Annotated in this window: 11 protein-coding genes; 5 read left to right on the forward strand and 6 right to left on the reverse strand. The window is 42.3% G+C overall.

All coding sequences use genetic code 11. From position 1 onward, the window contains the following. The first annotated feature begins 7 nt into the window (after positions 1-7). Positions 8-1210, forward strand: coding sequence for a nitrate/nitrite transporter (locus NSQ11_RS09590; RefSeq protein WP_008346586.1), 1203 nt, complete (start codon positions 8-10; stop codon positions 1208-1210). Between the two features lie 63 nt (positions 1211-1273). On the opposite strand, the gene gltD is transcribed toward NSQ11_RS09590, so the two are convergent. Beyond that, positions 1274-2758, reverse strand: a complete 1485-nt coding sequence (gene gltD / locus NSQ11_RS09595) for a glutamate synthase small subunit (RefSeq protein WP_008346585.1) — start codon at positions 2756-2758, stop codon at positions 1274-1276. 16 nt (positions 2759-2774) lie between these two features. Beyond that, the gene (gene gltB / locus NSQ11_RS09600; RefSeq protein WP_212337985.1) at positions 2775-7346 is read right to left on the reverse strand and encodes a glutamate synthase large subunit; all 4572 of its coding nucleotides are present in this window, start codon (positions 7344-7346) and stop codon (positions 2775-2777) included. Positions 7347-7499: 153 nt separating this feature from the next. Between gltB and NSQ11_RS09605 the strand changes: the two genes are divergently transcribed. From NSQ11_RS09605 to NSQ11_RS09615, 3 genes are all read left to right on the forward strand, one after another. Then, a complete protein-coding gene (locus tag NSQ11_RS09605) occupies positions 7500-8402 on the forward strand; it encodes a LysR family transcriptional regulator (protein ID WP_024718330.1) in 903 nt (300 codons plus the stop codon). A gap of 94 nt (positions 8403-8496) precedes the next feature. Further along, positions 8497-10230 carry an ABC transporter ATP-binding protein gene (locus tag NSQ11_RS09610; RefSeq protein WP_138825899.1) on the forward strand — a complete coding sequence of 578 codons (1734 nt, stop codon included), beginning with the start codon at positions 8497-8499 and terminating at the stop codon, positions 10228-10230. Next, positions 10227-12056, forward strand: coding sequence for an ABC transporter ATP-binding protein (locus NSQ11_RS09615; RefSeq protein WP_138825901.1), 1830 nt, complete (start codon positions 10227-10229; stop codon positions 12054-12056). Before NSQ11_RS09610 ends, NSQ11_RS09615 begins: the two co-directional genes overlap by 4 nt. Before the next feature lie 59 nt (positions 12057-12115). Here the strand turns inward: NSQ11_RS09615 and NSQ11_RS09620 are convergent, their stop codons facing one another. Next, positions 12116-12937 carry a MerR family transcriptional regulator gene (locus NSQ11_RS09620; protein ID WP_342501092.1) on the reverse strand — a complete coding sequence of 274 codons (822 nt, stop codon included), beginning with the start codon at positions 12935-12937 and terminating at the stop codon, positions 12116-12118. Between the two features lie 88 nt (positions 12938-13025). Here NSQ11_RS09620 and NSQ11_RS09625 point away from each other — a divergent pair, with 88 nt between their 5' ends. Next, positions 13026-13595, forward strand: coding sequence for a GNAT family N-acetyltransferase (locus NSQ11_RS09625; RefSeq protein ID WP_008346575.1), 570 nt, complete (start codon positions 13026-13028; stop codon positions 13593-13595). A gap of 179 nt (positions 13596-13774) precedes the next feature. Here NSQ11_RS09625 and NSQ11_RS09630 read toward each other — a convergent pair whose 3' ends face one another. Genes NSQ11_RS09630 through proC form a run of 3 tightly spaced genes read right to left on the reverse strand, consistent with a single transcriptional unit; the run spans position 13775 to position 17053 of the window. Further along, positions 13775-15043 (reverse strand): glutamate-5-semialdehyde dehydrogenase, encoded by a 1269-nt coding sequence (locus tag NSQ11_RS09630; RefSeq protein ID WP_272753665.1) that lies wholly within the window; start codon positions 15041-15043, stop codon positions 13775-13777. Between the two features lie 18 nt (positions 15044-15061). Continuing rightward, positions 15062-16180, reverse strand: coding sequence for a glutamate 5-kinase (gene proB / locus NSQ11_RS09635; RefSeq protein ID WP_019743320.1), 1119 nt, complete (start codon positions 16178-16180; stop codon positions 15062-15064). A 27-nt stretch (positions 16181-16207) separates the two neighbouring features. Next, positions 16208-17053 (reverse strand): pyrroline-5-carboxylate reductase, encoded by an 846-nt coding sequence (gene proC, locus NSQ11_RS09640; RefSeq protein ID WP_080563247.1) that lies wholly within the window; start codon positions 17051-17053, stop codon positions 16208-16210. Positions 17054-17366 lie beyond the last annotated feature (313 nt).

Below are 17366 nucleotides of genomic sequence, written 5' to 3' on the forward strand. Positions count from 1 at the left end.
TGGTTTTGTGAAACTCTCAGAATTGACTTCTAGTGGTCATCCTAAGACATTGTTTGGTTCATTTTTATATTTTGACGTGAGTTTCATGATTTGGGTTTTGCTGGGGGCACTCGGTGCTTTTATTGCACAAGATTTTGCCTTATCGACAATAGAAAAAGGCATGATTGTAGCCATTCCGATTTTATCCGGATCTTTTTTTCGAATTGTGCTAGGCCTATTAACAGACCGAATGGGACCTAAAAAAACAGCGATGATGGGCATGATTTTGACCACCATTCCGCTTATATGGGGGTTTTTCGGTGGTACAACCCTTTCAGAGCTAGTACTGATCGGGATTTTATTAGGGGTTGCAGGTGCGAGTTTTGCGGTCGCTTTACCGATGGCAAGCCGCTGGTACCCTCCTCATTTACAAGGGGTAGCGATGGGAATTGCCGGCGCCGGAAACAGCGGAACACTGATCTCGACACTCTTTGGACCAAGGCTTGCGGAGATGTATGGCTGGCATACAGTGATGGGGCTCGCTCTTATTCCTTTAAGTTTCGTCTTTTTGTTTTTTATTTTCACAGCAAAAGATGCACCAAACCAGCCCGCCCCTCAGCCGCTTCGGTCCTATTTTTCAGTCTTTCAAGTGAAAACAACGTGGTTTTTCTGCCTGCTTTATGCGATTACATTCGGTGGTTTTGTCGGCCTTTCAAGTTTCTTGAGTATTTTCTTTGTGGACCAATATGCGATTTCAAAAATTCATGCCGGTGATTTTGTGACGCTTTGCGTGGCGGCAGGCAGCTTCTTTCGGCCAGTTGGCGGTTTGATTGCCGATAAAATTGGCGGGATGAAAGTACTGCTCGGTTTATTTGCTTTGATTGGTATCTGTTTAGGGGCAGTGAGTAGTCTACCTGCTTTACCAGTGGTCATTGCGCTTTTATTTGTCGGAATGATGTGTCTTGGTATGGGGAATGGGGCGGTGTTCCAGCTTGTGCCGCAAGTGTTTCATAAGGAAATTGGGATTGTGACTGGAATTGTAGGGGCTGCAGGAGGCATTGGGGGATTCTTTTTACCAAACGTTCTTGGCAGTTTAAAAGAAATGACGGGCTCCTATACATTTGGCTTTTTGACCATTTCTCTTTTTGTTCTTGCTGTCTTCCTCTGTTTGGTTGTCTCCCAGTTCAAACGTAAAAAAGTCATTATCCAGCCAACCATGTCTGAATCATAAAAAGCCATGACCACTCTTTGGTCATGGCTTTTCTCTATATATGGTAAACACCCTTTGTTTGACCTATTTTGGCAGAACCGAACTCCCCATTAAATAACGGTCTACCTCATGCGCCACTTGTCTGCCTTCGTTAATTGCCCAGACAATCAAGCTTTGACCGCGTCTTGCATCTCCCGCTGCAAATACGCCTTCTACATTCGTCGTATATTCCCCATATTTTGCGTCAATCCGATTGTTTTTGCTGTCCACGCCAAAGTGTTTCACTAGCGGCTGTTCAGTTCCCTCAAAACCAATCGCAATAAAGACTAGCTGAGCTGGCCATACCTTCTCTGTTCCTGGAATCTCATGAAATTCAAACTTCCCTTGCTCGTTTTTCACCTTTTCCATTTGAATGGTATGAAGCTCTTTTAACTTCCCATTTTTATCAGCCACAATCTTTGTGGTTTGAATCGAATATTGCCGCGGATCTTCTCCAAATTTTGCTTGTGCTTCTTCGTAAGCATAATCTAGAGAGAAGACATAAGGCTGTTCTGGCCACATGTTATCCCCTACACGTGTATCTGGAAGCTTTGGATGCTTTCCGAATTGAACAACACTTTTTGCTTTTTGGCGAAGTGCAGTTGCGACGCAGTCAGCGCCTGTATCTCCTCCGCCAATCACAATGACGTCTTTCCCTTTTGCGTCAATAAAGTTTTTATCTTTGAATCCTGAATCAAGCATGCTTTTTGTTGCGAGTGTTAAATAATCCATTGCCAGGTGAATCCCTTTTGCTTCCCTGCCTTCAATTAACAGGTCACGCTGCTTTTGTGCACCTGTACAAAGGATGACCGCATCAAATTGCTCTTTCAGTTCATCAGCCGTGATATCCACACCAATTTCTGTATTGGTCACAAAGTCAATGCCTTCTTGTCTTAGCAGTTTAACTCTGCGCTCAACGACTTCTTTGTCGAGCTTCATATTCGGAATACCATAAGTGAGCAGTCCACCAAGACGATCAGATCGTTCAAACACGGTTACAGCGTGCCCTGCTTGGTTTAGTTGGTCTGCACTTGCCAGTCCTGCTGGTCCTGATCCGACAATGGCAACCTTTTTCCCTGTACGGCTTGAAGGAATTCTTGGTGTAATCCAGCCATTTTCAAAACCTTTATCAATGATCGTCCGTTCGATATTTTTAATCGATACTGCTGGATCATTGATCGCGACGGTACATGAGCCTTCACAAGGTGCTGGACATACTCTTCCAGTAAATTCAGGGAAATTGTTCGTTTTTTGTAGTCTTTCAAGCGCTTCTTTCCATCTGCCCCGGTAGACAAGGTCATTCCATTCTGGAATTAAATTGTAGATCGGGCAGCCAGAAACGCCGCCCCTGATCTCCATCCCAATTTGACAAAACGGTGTTCCGCAATCCATACATCTAGCACCCTGCTGTTTCAATACCTCATCTGTATAAGGAGCTGAATATTCTTTCCAGTCATTTTGACGAGTGAGAGGGTCACGTTCATTTGGCTTTTCTCTTTTATAATCCATAAAACCTGTTGCTTTGCCCATTGTCCTCTCCCCTTTCTTAATGAGCGAGGGCTGCTTTTTGCCCGTTTGCCGTTTCTTTATTTTTCGGTTTTGTGTTTGCTTCAAATGCGAACATAACAGCTTCCTCGTGGCTGAGGCCTGCTTGTTTTTGTTCCTCAATGCTTTGAAGCATCATTTTGTAATTTCTTGGAATGATCTTAATGAAGTGATTCTTTTCTTGTGCCCAATTCTCTAGAAGCGCTGCTGCTTTTGAGCTGTTTGTATAATCAAGGTGTTCCTGAATCATTTGCTTCACTTCTTGTTCTTCTTCGTGATCTGTGAGTTTTTCAAACATGATCATTTCCATGTTACACATTCTTTTGAACTGTTTTGCATCGGATGTATGCACGTAAGCGATACCGCCAGACATCCCTGCGCCAAAGTTCTTCCCAACGTCACCTAAAATGACAACACGTCCGCCAGTCATGTATTCACAGCCGTGATCACCGATTCCTTCAACGACCACATTGACACCTGAATTACGCACGGCAAAACGTTCACCTGCACGACCGTTAATAAACGCTTTTCCGCTTGTCGCGCCGTAAAATGCAACGTTACCGACAATCACGTTCTCATGTCCATTTTGTACAAAGTGATCAGATGTTTTGACAGCAATTTTGCCTCCAGAGAGTCCTTTGCCGATATAGTCATTTGAGTCACCTGTTAAATATAAAGACATCCCCTTTGGAACAAATGCGCCGAAGCTTTGTCCAGCTGAACCAGTGAACCGAAGTGTGATCGTATCCTCTGGCAGGCCTTCTTCTCCGTAGCGCTTAGACACTTCGCTGCCCGTAATCGTTCCAGCTACACGGTGAATGTTGCGAATGTTTAGTGACAGATCAACCGGTGTTTGATGATCGAGCGCTTCCTGTACATAAGGGAGAATCTCATTCATATCCAGTGATTCATCAATTTTATGATTTTGCGGCGTTCTGAATGTGCGTGGTCCCTCTGGCTGATAAAGCAGGGTTTCAAGGTTCAGCTGTCCTGCTTTCCAGTGTGATTTTGCTCTTTCACTTACTGATAAGACATCCGTACGCCCAATCAATTCATCCATTGATGTAAAGCCAAGTTCAGCTAAAATTTCTCTTACTTCCTCTGCAATAAACATCATGAAGTTGACAATGTGATCAGGGTCACCCATGAATTTTTTGCGAAGTTCTGGGTTTTGAGTAGCGACTCCGACTGGGCAAGTATCTAAATGACATGCTCTCATCATGACGCATCCTAATACGACAAGTGGAGCTGTCGCAAAGCCGTATTCTTCTGCTCCTAAAATCGCAGCCATGACAACGTCGCGTCCTGTCATTAATTTGCCATCCGTTTCAAGAACGACTCGCTCTCGAAGGCCGTTTAAGACAAGGGTTTGATGCGCTTCTGCCAATCCAAGCTCCCAAGGAAGTCCTGTATGTTTAATACTTGTTTTCGGAGAAGCTCCAGTACCGCCATCATATCCACTAATTACGATGACATCAGCTGTCCCTTTTGCAACACCTGCTGCAATCGTTCCAACGCCAGCTTTAGAAACTAGCTTGACACTGATGCGTGCGTCACGGTTTGCGTTTTTCAAATCATGGATCAATTGAGCCAAATCCTCGATTGAATAAATATCATGGTGAGGCGGTGGTGAGATTAGGCCAACACCTGGCGTAGAACCACGTACGTCTGCGACCCAAGGATATACTTTATTCCCTGGCAGTTGTCCGCCTTCTCCAGGCTTTGCACCTTGCGCCATTTTAATTTGCAGTTCATCTGCATTGACTAAATAATGACTTTTCACACCAAAGCGGCCAGAAGCAATCTGTTTAATTGCACTTCTGCGATCATCCCCGTGCTCATCTACTGTGAAGCGTGCAGGGTCTTCCCCGCCTTCTCCGCTGTTGCTTTTGCCTCCAATTCGGTTCATCGCAATCGCTAGTGCTTCATGCGCTTCTTTACTTAATGAACCAAATGACATCGCACCTGTCTTAAAGCGGCGTACAATGGATTCAGCAGATTCAACTTCTTCCAGACGAACTGGCTTTTGTTTTGAACGAAAAGCAAATAGATTTCTAAGGAAACCAATTCGTTCTTCATCCGCTGCCTTCGTATATTGCTTAAATAAATCATAATCTTCGTTGCGGCATGCCCACTGAAGGGTATGAATGGTTTTTGGGTTAAAGGCATGATGCTCTCCATTTTTTCTCCACTGGAATTCACTGCCTGATTCTAGCGTTTGATCAGTTGATGCCTGATACCCAGCCTCATGACGAAGCTTTGCTTCACTTGCAATGGTGTCAAGATCAATACCGCCTAACTGCGAAGCTGTTCCTGTGAAATACGCCTGGATGACATCTTCACTAATACCGACTGCTTCAAAAATTTGTGCGCCTCGATAGCTTTGGACAGTGGAAATTCCCACTTTAGACATTACTTTAACGACGCCCTCAGTCACACTTTTCCCAAACTTTGTGACAGCTTCATCAAAGCTAATCGCAATCGCTTCTTCAGCAATAAGCTGTTTGTATGTTTCGTAAACGAGGTACGGATGGATCGCATCTGCGCCGTAGCCAATCAGTGCGGCAAAATGATGAACCTCTCTTACTTCTCCAGATTCGACGATTAAGCTCACCTTTGTTCGTAAGCCTTGACGCACAAGATGCTGATGAAGTGCACTCAATGCAAGAAGTGGTGGAATCGGCACTTTTTCTTCTGTCATGTCACGATCAGAAAGAATTAGTAAAGATACCCCTTCACGAATGGCTTTTTCTGCCTCTTCAAACATCGCATCAAGACCGCGTTTTAGGTCATCAGTGAAAAGTGTATGAATCGTTTTGCTTTTAAAGGCGTTATGAACAATCGTTTTCAAGCCGTTGAACTGCCCGCTTGTTAAAACGGGTGTATAAAGTTTAATTCTTCGGCATGAATATTCATTTGGATGTAAAATATCTCCCTCAGCACCTAACCAAGTCATGGTCGATGTGACAAGCTGCTCACGAATGGCATCAATTGGCGGGTTCGTCACTTGAGCAAACAGCTGTTTGAAATAAGAAAACAGCGACTGCGCACGATCTGATAACACAGCAAGCGGTGTATCACTTCCCATCGAGCCTATTGGGTCCTTGCCTTCTTCTAGTAAAGGAATTAAATACTTTTGAATGTCTTCGTACGTATAATGGAAAGCACGCTGACGCGTTAACAAATCACTCATTATACTAGAATTTTCTGAATTTTCTTCCGAGCGATTGACGTGAACCATTTCTTCATCGAGCCATTTTTGATAAGGAAGTTCATTCGCAATCGAAGATTTCACTTCTTCATCAGAAATAATGCGTCCTTCTTCTAAATCGATTAACAGCATTTTACCTGGTTCAAGACGGTCTTTATACTTCACATCTTCTTCATTCGTGTCGATGACGCCAACTTCAGATGAGAAAATGATATGATCGTCATTTGTCACGTAGTATCTCGCGGGTCTTAATCCGTTACGATCTAAGATGGCGCCGATTTGTTTACCATCCGTAAACGAAATCGCTGTTGGGCCATCCCATGGCTCCATTAACGAACTATGGTATTCATAAAATGCCCGTTTCTCTTTTGACATGTGCGTATTCTCCGTCCACGGCTCAGGAATCAGCATCATCGCTGTATGAGCAGGAGTACGCCCTGCAAGCACGAAAAATTCAAAGGCATTGTCTAAAATGGATGAATCACTTCCGTCTGCATTCAGCACTGGCAAAATCTTGTCTAGATCTTCTCCGAAGGCTTCAGACACGAATTGTTGTTCTCTTGCTCTCATCCAATTGATGTTTCCTCTTAATGTGTTAATTTCTCCGTTATGAATTAAGTAACGGTTTGGATGCGCTCGTTCCCATGTCGGGAATGTATTTGTACTAAATCTTGAATGAACGAGTGAAAATGCAGAAACAAATGTTTCATCCTGTAGATCAAGATAAAAAGCATCAACTTGATCTGATGTTAAAAGCCCCTTATATACGATGGTTTGACTCGACAGGCTGACAAAGTAAAATTGTTTTTCCTCTGCTGTTCCCCAGTTTTCAGCCTGCTTGCGGATGACGTATAATTTTCGTTCAAATGACAAACGGTCTGTTATGTTGTCGTTTGCTCCGATGAACACTTGCCGGACAACCGGACAGCTCTTCGCTGCAACCGTTCCAATTTTCCCAGCATCAACAGGAACCGTTCTCCAGCCAATTAATGTTTGCCCTTCTTGTTTAATGAAGCCGTTGATCTTTTGTTCGATCGCTTGACGCGTTTTGGCATCATCATCTTTTGAAAAGAACACCATTCCTACCCCGTAACGGCCCTTTTCAGGAAGTGCAAGGTCTTGACAGTTCTTTCTAAAAAAAGCGTCTGGCAGTTGTACCATTAAACCGGCACCATCACCTGTATACGGATCACTGCCTTGCCCGCCGCGGTGATCAAGCTGGCACAGCATTTGCAATCCCTTTTTGACGATGCTATGTGTCGCCTCCCCTTTTAAATGGGCGTACAGTCCGATTCCACATGCATCATGTTCAAATTCAGGACGGTAGAGACCTTGTGGTTGTGGTAGTTGATTATAAGTCATCGTTTCTCTCCCCCGTTTAAAAGATCCGTTTTTTCACAGTAATAAAATCTCACAAACTCTGTAACTTATTTTAAGTTTTCAAATTAATATAAACAATATATAATTTAGATCAAAACAATCTCTTTTTGAGATAGATGGGTGTGAAGTGCAAAAATGGAGCTTCGTCAATTACGTTATTTTGTAGAAGTTGCTGACCGTGAACACGTGTCAGAAGCGGCTGAAAACTTACACGTTGCCCAATCTGCCATCAGCCGGCAGATTGCCAATTTAGAAGAAGAACTTGGAGTGGCTTTATTCGAACGAGAAGGACGAAATATCAAATTAACGAAAATCGGCAGACAATTTTTGGACCATGTCAGAACCGCCCTAAAAGCGATCGATTACGCCAAAGAACAAATTGATGAATACTTAGACCCTCACAAAGGGACAGTGAACATTGGATTTCCTACAAGTCTAGCAAGCCAAGTGCTCCCTTCTGTCATTTCCGCATTTAAGCTGGAATATCCAGAGGTCGATTTTTTACTTCGGCAAGGTTCCTATAAGTTTCTGATTGAAGCTGTTAAAAATCGAGACATTGATCTTGCCTTTTTAGGACCTGTCCCGACAAACGATCCTCAAATAGAAGGAAATATCTTGTTTTCCGAAAGCATTTATGCCCTTTTGCCTATTAGTCACCCCTTTAGCGGGCAAAGAAGTATTCATTTAAGTGATTTGAGAAAAGACCATTTCGTTTTGTTTCCTGAAGGATATGTGCTGAGACAAATTGCGGTTGATGCCTGTAAGCAGGCTGGCTATGAGCCTACTATCTCATCTGAAGGAGAAGATTTGGATGCCATTAAAGGTCTTGTGTCAGCGGGTATGGGCGTTACCTTATTACCCGAAAGTGCTTTTTATGAAACAACACCGCGATTTACAGTGAAAATTCCCATTGATTTCCCTCAAGTGAGAAGAACGGTCGGAATTATTGCGTCTAAATCAAGAGAGATGTCTCCTTCTGCCCATGATTTTTATATGTTTGTAAAGGACTTCTTTTCAAAAATTGAACAATATAAATAATTCATTAAAACAAGACATTTCATTTGTAGAAATAATCCCTCTTTGTATATGATGAGTTACAGAACAACAGACTATATGGAAGAAAGGTAATCGTATGAAATCAATTTTATCGTTTTTAAAGCCCTATCGGCTATCCGTTGTGTCCATTGTGATTCTCACCTTTTTAAGCAGTATGCTCCAGCTGTATTTACCGACGCTTACGGCAGATATCGTTGATGTCGGGATCGTCCAAGGTGATGTCGCTTATATATGGAAAGTTGGGGGCTGGATGGTGGGTTGTTCTTTACTTGCCATCTTGCTCACGATTTGGAAGTCCTACTTGTCATCTAAGACAGCTCTAGGCTTCGGGCGTGATATGAGAAGACAGCTGTTTGTGCATGTCGAACAATTCTCATTAGAAGAATTTCAAAAAATCGGGACATCTTCCTTTATTACAAGATCAACAAATGATGTGAAACAAGTTCAAGATGTCACAATCATGATCTTACAAATGATGACACGGGCGCCTCTTATGCTCGTTGGTGGAATTATTTTGGCTGTATCTAGAGATGCTGTGTTATCTCTCATCTTTTTAGCAGCTCTTCCCCTTCTTGGCGGGTTCATTTATTTGGTGTCAAGAAAAGCAATCCCCCTCTTTGGCCAGCTTCAGAAAAAAACGGACCGGCTGAACTTGATTATGAGAGAGTCGCTTTCAGGCATTCGGGTCATACGTGCGTTTAACCGAGTAGATGACGAAAAGGAACGTTTTCAAGAAGCCAATACATCGTATAAGGATACTGGTCTTAAGGTCAATCGATTAATGGCGTACTTGTTCCCTTTTATGCTCATTATCATGAACTTCACGAATATCGGCATTGTCTGGATTGGCGCTAATCGGATTGATGCCGGACAGATGGAAGTCGGGAATCTAATCGCCTTCATTCAATATGCGATGATGATTTTAATGGCACTCATTATGCTGTCTATGAGTTTTATTATGGTGCCTAGAGCTCAGGCATCCGCTAAACGGATGAATGAAGTGTTAAATCTAGAACCAAAAATTAAAGACAAAAAAGAGACTGTCACTAAACTTGATCAGCCAGCCCAGTCCATTCGCTTTGAGAATGTGTCATTTTATTATTCAAATGCTGAAAAACCAGCCGTTCAAGACATGACGTTTGAAGCCAAAAAGGGTGAAACGACGGCGATCATTGGCAGTACAGGTTCCGGGAAAACGACCCTTCTTCAGCTGATGACACGTTTTTATGAAGCAACAGAAGGAAAAATTACATTAGATGGTGTCGATATTAGAGAATTGCCTCAAGAGAAACTGAGAAGTCAGATGGGTTATGTTTCTCAAAAAGCCATTTTATTTAGCGGAACCATTGCTGATAATGTGCGCTTTGGCAAACGAGATGCTACAGATGACGAGATTTGGCAGGCACTGCGGACAGCACAGGCCGAAGAATTTGTTTTGCAAAAAGATGGCGGAATTCACGCAGAGATAGACCAAGGGGGTTCGAATCTCTCTGGCGGTCAAAAACAACGTCTTTCGATCGCAAGAGCACTCGTAAGAAAACCTTCATTCTACCTGTTTGACGATAGCTTCTCTGCCCTTGATTACAAAACGGATGCAAAACTTCGGTCAGCGCTAGAAGCTGAAAAAGAGCATGCTGCTTTGATTATTGTGGCCCAAAGAATCAGCACAGTGAAGCATAGCGATAAAATCATTGTGTTAGATGATGGAAAAATAGCAGGTATCGGTACACATGAACAGTTACTGAAAGATAACCTTGTCTATCAAGAAATAGTCGCATCACAGGAAGGTCAGGAGGTGGAGCAAGGATGAGTAAAAAAATGTCTTCTGGAATGGGACATAAAGGCGGTCACCCAAGGGGTCCAGTACAAAAACCGAAGGAATTTAAAAAAACACTTCTTCGTTTAACGGGCTATTTAAAACCGAGAAAATTTCAGCTGATCATTGTCCTGATTGCAGCGATCGGTTCAACCGTTTTTAATGTTGTCAGTCCAAAATTACTTGGGGATGCCACCTCTTCCCTATTTGAAAGTTTTACACAAGGAACTGGCGTTCAATTCGATGTCATTTCACGCATTTTATTGTTGCTTGTTCTATTATATGTCGTGGCATCTCTCTTCTCATTCGTTCAGCAATATGTAATGGCGGGTGTCTCGCAGCAGACCATTGCTGAACTAAGACAAGAAGCGAGTGACAAACTCACACGTCTCCCTCTTCGTTATTTTGATAAAACAACACACGGAGACACGCTGAGCCGGGTGATGAACGACATTGATAATATTAATACTTCTTTACAGCAGGCACTCACACAAGTGATCACATCTGTTATTACAGTCATTGGTATTGTCGTCATGATGCTTTTCATCAGTCCGCTGCTGACAATGCTTGTTTGTTTGACGCTGCCCCTTAGTTTGTTTGCGATTCGAGGCATTACATCATTTTCGCAAAAGCATTTTAAAGCACAGCAAAAAGAACTAGGGATGATCAATGGACATATTAATGAAATGTTCACAGGACATCAGACGGTTCGTGCGTATGGCTATGAAAAGAAAGCCATTGATACATTTGATCAATTAAACGAACAACTATATGAATCTTCAAGAAAAGCACAATTTATCTCCGGCTTAATGATGCCGATGATGACCTTTATTGGGAATCTTGGCTATGTGGCGGTAAGTGTTGCTGGCGGAATTCTTGTCATTAACGGGAATATTCGTGTTGGGGATGTGCAAGCATTTATCCAATACACACAGCAAATGTCGCAGCCGCTTGTGCAAGCATCCAGTGTTGCAAACTTAGTTCAATCTGCTATCGCATCTGCTGAACGGGTGTTTGAAATTTTAGATGAGGAAGAAGAACATGCGGAAGAAGATGCAGCGATTGATCTTAAATCCCTTTCCGGAGATGTGGCCTTTGAGCACGTTCACTTCGGTTATGAGAAAGATCAACCCATTATTAAAGATTTGAATTTACATGTCCGAGAAGGACAAACGGTTGCCATTGTTGGGCCAACAGGCGCTGGAAAAACAACGATTATTAATCTGTTAATGCGCTTTTACGAGCTAGATCAAGGCTCCATTCGCATTGGCGGCGTAAAAACAACCGACCTCAGCCGAGAGCAAGTACGTGACTTATTTGCGATGGTTCTTCAGGATACATGGCTCTTTGAAGGCACAATTTATGACAACATCGCATATGGCAGACCAAATGTTTCAAAAGAGGATGTGTTGAAGGCCGCTAAACATGCCTATGCAGACGATTTCATCCGCACCCTTCCAGATGGATATGACACACTCTTAACAGAAGATGCAGGCAACCTCTCACAAGGTCAGCGTCAACTGTTAACCATCGCCCGTGCCATCTTATCTGATCCGAAGATATTAATCTTAGATGAAGCAACAAGCAGTGTCGATACACGGACAGAGATGCATATTCAAAAAGCGATGAATGAATTAATGAACGGCAGAACAAGCTTCGTTATTGCACATCGACTTTCAACGATTAAAGATGCCGATCTCATTTTAGTTATGAAAGATGGCACGATCATTGAAAAAGGAACTCATCGTGAGCTTTTGAAAGAAAAAGGCTTTTATGCAGACCTCTATATGAGTCAATTTGCCGAAAACCAAGTCGGTTAAACAGCACCAAAAAGGATAGACAGCATGTAAAAATGCCTGTCTATCCTTTTTGTGATGCCTTAAGCTTCCCGTTTTCTGACTTTCACACTAAGTTTCGTCATGTAATCCGCTTCATTTTTAGACATCAGAGAATGAAGTAAATACTCCTCAAAGACATCCCCATCCAGTATCATATCCTCTGCTTCGATGTGATCTAATAAACGTGAATAGGCAGTCTCCATTTCTCCATATGTTCCTTGTTGATACATGACTGCATATAGACCCGCTGGCTTTTTGACTGCATCCGGTCCTTCCATTCGGCAAAATAGCCGATCAGACTGATGATAATGACGCTGCAAAAACTGCTCCTTGTTTAAAATAGAACCATTTGCTGCGGCACCTTTAATACCAATTCCTTTCAGAAATTCTCCTACAATTCGAGAAATTTCTTCTACAGGTGTGTTTGAATCAATTGGGTTTGATGTACTGAGGACGATCGGTTCCTCTGGCAGTTCTTGAAACAAGACTTCCCCTGTTTTCACTGATGATAATTCATTCGTTGTCTCGATCACACGAAAAAGAAAAGATTGAATATCCTGTAGTTTTTGGATCTCCTCCCCGACCTTTTCTGCTTGCTCAACCGCAAGGCTTTGCAATTTATCCTGAGAAGGCTCAGTAAAGTATTGTTTTAATTGTTTGATCGGAAATTGAACAGCACGAAGGGATTGAATGGCCATGAAATGATCAAACTGTTCAAATGTATAATAACGGTACCCATTTTCCTGAACACCTGCCGGCTTAAACAAATCGATTTTATCATAATAGAGCAGTGTATCTTTTTTCACTTCAAATAATGACGCAAATTCTCCAGTTAAAAATGTTTTTTGACCATCGCTCATCATTTTTAGGGCCCCTTTCTTGACTATGGAGTTACTCCATCCTTTATGATAACATGCATAAACACCACGTATGTGGAGAAAGGATTTACACATGAACAAAATCGCACAAGATCAAGTCACATTATCACTTGCAAATCAAGAAGACTTCCCTTTGATGAAAAAGGAACTGCAAGATGCTTTCACAGCTGGCATCATTGATGCATTTGGCGATGCAGAAGGTGGACCAATTCCTCCTGATGAGTCGATTGATGAATCTTTTTATTCGACAGAGAACCTTGTCTATCATATTTTACTAAATGGTCAAAAGGCAGGAGGGGTTGTCTTAAAAATCAACCCGCATACACACCGCAATTCGGTGGACCTATTATACATTTCTTCATCATCTCACAGCCGCGGCATTGGTCAGGCAGCATGGAAAGCCATTGAGGCGCAATATCCAGAAACGAAGGTGTGGGAAGTTGTCACTCCTTATTTTGAAAAGCGCAACATTCATTTTTATGTGAACAAATGCGGGTTTCAGATTGTTGAGTTTTATCACTTACACCATCCAGATCCGAGCTTCCCTCATGAGAAGAATCAAGAAAATGACCCTTTAGCACCTGAGACATTTGAATTTTTCAAATTTGAGAAAGTCATGAAAAAAGACCGTTCAAGTTCATAAAAAAACTAGATTGTTGACAAAGGGCTAAAATGGACTTCATTTTAGCCCTTTGTCTTCTTTTTCAAGAGTTGTCAGTGCTTCAGCATCGTTTCCATGTCGTTCCCCTTTTTTCTCTCTTCTTTTCTCATACACTAAAAAACACTACCCCAAGAAGAAAGGTAGTGTTCGTTACATTCATTCTAGCTTCTAATCTGACCATCACCAGATAGAAGCAGCTTTGTTGTTGTCAGTGCAGGAAGTCCCATTGGCCCTCTTGCGTGCAGTTTTTGAGTAGAAATGCCAATTTCAGCGCCATATCCTAGTGCACCGCCATCTGTAAAACGTGTAGATGCGTTATGATAAACAGCGGCCGCATCGACTTCGTTTAGAAAGATTTGTGCGTTTTTTTCATCCTCTGTTACGATGGCTTCTGAATGTTTCGTTCCGTACTGATCAATGTGGTGAATGGCGCCCTCAATTGAGTCAACGACTTTCACCGCAAGATCAAGACTTAAATACTCATCTGTCCAATCCACTTCCTCCGCAGGAACCGCTTCGGAAAAGAAGGATTGAGCGTCTTGATCCCCGTGCACAGTGACTTGGTGCTGAAGCAGTGCTTCATTCAATGCTGCACTATTTTCTTTCAGCCAATCGCGATGAACGATCAGAGTCTCAAGCGCATTACAAACGGCCGGACGATTTGTTTTCGCATTGATGACAATCTGAATGGCTTTTTCTACATTCGCTGTTTGATCAATAAAGATATGGCAGTTCCCTGTCCCTGTTTCAAGAACTGGAATGGTCGATTCTTCTACAACGGTTTTGATTAAAGAAGCCCCGCCTCTCGGGATTAAAACATCAATCCACTCTTTTAGATGAAACATCGCTTGAACCGATGAACGGTCTGTTTGTTCAATAAACTGTACCGCATCACGAGGGATCTTTGTTTGATCCAATGCCTCATGAATGACGCGGACGATGGCTTTGTTGGAAGAAATAGCGGAGGAACCGCCTTTTAAAATCACTGAGTTGCCTGCCTTGAGGGCAAGCCCTGCTGCATCGACAGTGACATTCGGTCTCGCTTCATAGATCATCCCGATCACGCCGAGCGGTACTCTTCGGCTTTTCACATGTAAGCCGTTTTCAAGAGTCCATTCATCCAATATTTCTCCAACAGGATCTGTTAATCTCGTCACAAGCCGCAAACTTTCTGCAAACTCATGAATTCTCTCTTCATTTAACATTAATCGATCCATTAATGCTTCAGAGAAGCCCTTTTCTTTTCCTGCCTCTAAATCCTTTTGATTTTCCTGTAAAATAAAATCACTTTGCTGTTCGAGCGTTTCTGCTATTTTCAGCAGCGCCTCATTTTTTTCCTCTGTTTGAAGTAAGCCTAGTTTTTTTGATACGTGCTTTGCTTTTTTCGCTTTTTCTTTGACCGATGTGACAACTTCAGCTGTCAGTGTCATGAAATTCCTCCCTTATGATTAGCAAACTGGTATTGATAAATCTAAATGACAAACAAACGCTTCAAGATCTACGACATGCACCACTTCATCCTGTAGCAAGTCACCGTTGAGTGCGAGTTCGTCGGACGCATAATTGACAATGCCAAGCCCTATTTCTCTTTCATCTTGATCTAAAATACGGACTACATCGCCTTTTTTAAACGAACCCTTTACATCGACTATGCCGTCAGAATCCAGACTTTTCTCACGATGCATGAGAAGCTCCTGTGTTTTCTCTTGAACAACGATTTCGCCTTTTGGGCCAGAATGAAAAGCAATCCACTGTTTTTTATAATTCAGCGGCGCTAAATTTTCGTCAGCTGTAAAATAAGTGCCGTCCTCTGTCCCGTTGATGGCTTTGTCTAAAATGTGAGGCGTATCGGCTTTTCCCAAAAAGCCATTGATGCCTGCGGCCATTGAAATTTTAAAGGCATCGAGTTTTGATTTCATTCCGCCTGTGCCAACGCTGCTTCCCGCATCTCCAGCGGCTGCTTCGATGTCTTCTGTGATTTCTGTGACTTCTAGAATTCTCTTCGCATTCGGGTTTGTATGAGGGTTATCTTCATACAAGCCATCAATATCAGATAAAATAGCAAGGAAATCCGCATCAATCAGTCCAGCTACTTTTGCAGACAATGTATCATTATCTCCAAACTTCAACCGATTGATCGTCACTGTATCATTTTCATTAATAATCGGGATGATCCCTCGATCTAATAACACATTCATTGTATTTCGCACATTTTGATAGCGCGTTTCATCTGAAAAATCACTTCTTGTAATTAATAGCTGTGAAGCAATATAGCCGTGCGATAAAAATAAAGTAGAATATGACTCCATTAAAAGCCCTTGCCCTATTGAGGCAGACGCCTGTTTTTCTGGCAGTGTTTTCGGTCTATCAATAAATCCTAATTTTCGGTAACCAGCTGCAACCGCACCAGATGAAACCAAAATGACTTCGTGTCCTTCATCTTTGAGTTTTACAATTTGATTGACGAGGTTTTCTAGTTTTTTTAAACTAATCTCACCTTGAAAGCTAGTAAGAGAGCTGCTTCCGATTTTCACAACAATTCGTTTTCTCTCTTTATCTGCGTACACCTTATCACTCCTGTATTGAGGCTCTATTTATATCGTTACTTTTTGTTTTTGCTGTTCACTTATTTCTTTTGATCGATTGGCGGCATGTTTGACGGCCTGCTTGATGGCTTCTCCTCCGCCAAAATCATCTAATGCATCTAGTCCTGCAGCCGTTGTTCCATTAGGTGACGTAATTTTTTCTCTGAGGACAGAAGGGTTTTCAGCTGTTTCTTGCAGCATCTTCGCTGCACCGAGAAGTGTCTGTGTACCGATTTGACGGGACATTTCTTTTGATAAGCCAGCTTCTTCTCCAGCTTCTTCGATTCTTTCCATTAAGAAATAAAAATAAGCTGGACCGCTTCCGGCAATTCCTGTGAAAATATCCATTTGTTCTTCCTGAATGGTATACACTTCTCCCATTTCAGATAAAAGAGCCCGACTCATGCTTACATGTTCATTTTTCACATCACGTCCAGCAGATAAAGCGGTCGCCGACGCCCCAATCGTACTTGACGTATTTGGCATTACTCGCATAACAGGCTGCCCTTCATGCAGCATGTCTTCAATATACGATGATTTCACACCTGCAAGCACAGACAGGATGAGCTGATCTTTCTGAATATGAGGTTTTAATGATTCAAGTGCTGTTTCAGCATCCTTTGGCTTCATTGCCAGGATCAACATATCCATCTCTTCAAAAGGAAATGAATCCATTGTGGCTGTTTGGATTCCGTAGCGTTTCGTTAGTTCGTTTAATCGCTGCTTATTTTGCTTGTTTGTTGCGTAAATTTGGCTGAGCGGCATCTGACCTGATCGCACAATACCTGCAATCATTCCTTCCGCCATAGAACCTGCTCCAATGAAAGCAACTTTCTTTTGATCAATGATATTGATCCTCTCCCTTGTTCGCTTTTTGTTCGTGTTTTTCGCACGTTAGTTATCGTAACATGATGAGAAATCGTGTCAAGAAAGAGCCAGCACTTTTCAAAAGTCCCGAATGCACGCTGAACAGCTTGCGGTATGTATGTTAGCCGTGTTTTTTTAAATCATCAATTTAGATCAAAAGAACTATACAGATTTGAATCATAGTACCCTTTCGTTCGACTGAATTCACCATTTTATTTTTGGTTTCGGTGACTTCAATTCTAGTTTTTAGAAAGCGTTATCATTTTTGATGACTTTCTATTTTCCTATAGGATGAATGTGT

Origin of the sequence: Bacillus sp. FSL W7-1582, assembly GCF_038593325.1 — a bacterium.
Taxonomy (GTDB): domain Bacteria; phylum Bacillota; class Bacilli; order Bacillales; family Bacillaceae; genus Bacillus; species Bacillus altitudinis.

Bases quoted from the DNA above. Each gene is read 5' to 3' on its own strand.
- NSQ11_RS09615 (WP_138825901.1), top strand. From the start codon at position 10,227: ATGAGTAAAAAAATGTCTTCTGGAATGGGACATAAAGGCGGTCACCCA.
- NSQ11_RS09620 (WP_342501092.1), bottom strand. From the start codon at position 12,937: ATGATGAGCGATGGTCAAAAAACATTTTTAACTGGAGAATTTGCGTCA.
- gltD (WP_008346585.1), bottom strand. From the start codon at position 2,758: ATGGGCAAAGCAACAGGTTTTATGGATTATAAAAGAGAAAAGCCAAAT.
- gltB (WP_212337985.1), bottom strand. From the start codon at position 7,346: ATGACTTATAATCAACTACCACAACCACAAGGTCTCTACCGTCCTGAA.
- NSQ11_RS09610 (WP_138825899.1), top strand. From the start codon at position 8,497: ATGAAATCAATTTTATCGTTTTTAAAGCCCTATCGGCTATCCGTTGTG.
- NSQ11_RS09630 (WP_272753665.1), bottom strand. From the start codon at position 15,043: ATGACACTGACAGCTGAAGTTGTCACATCGGTCAAAGAAAAAGCGAAA.
- NSQ11_RS09605 (WP_024718330.1), top strand. From the start codon at position 7,500: ATGGAGCTTCGTCAATTACGTTATTTTGTAGAAGTTGCTGACCGTGAA.
- NSQ11_RS09625 (WP_008346575.1), top strand. From the start codon at position 13,026: ATGAACAAAATCGCACAAGATCAAGTCACATTATCACTTGCAAATCAA.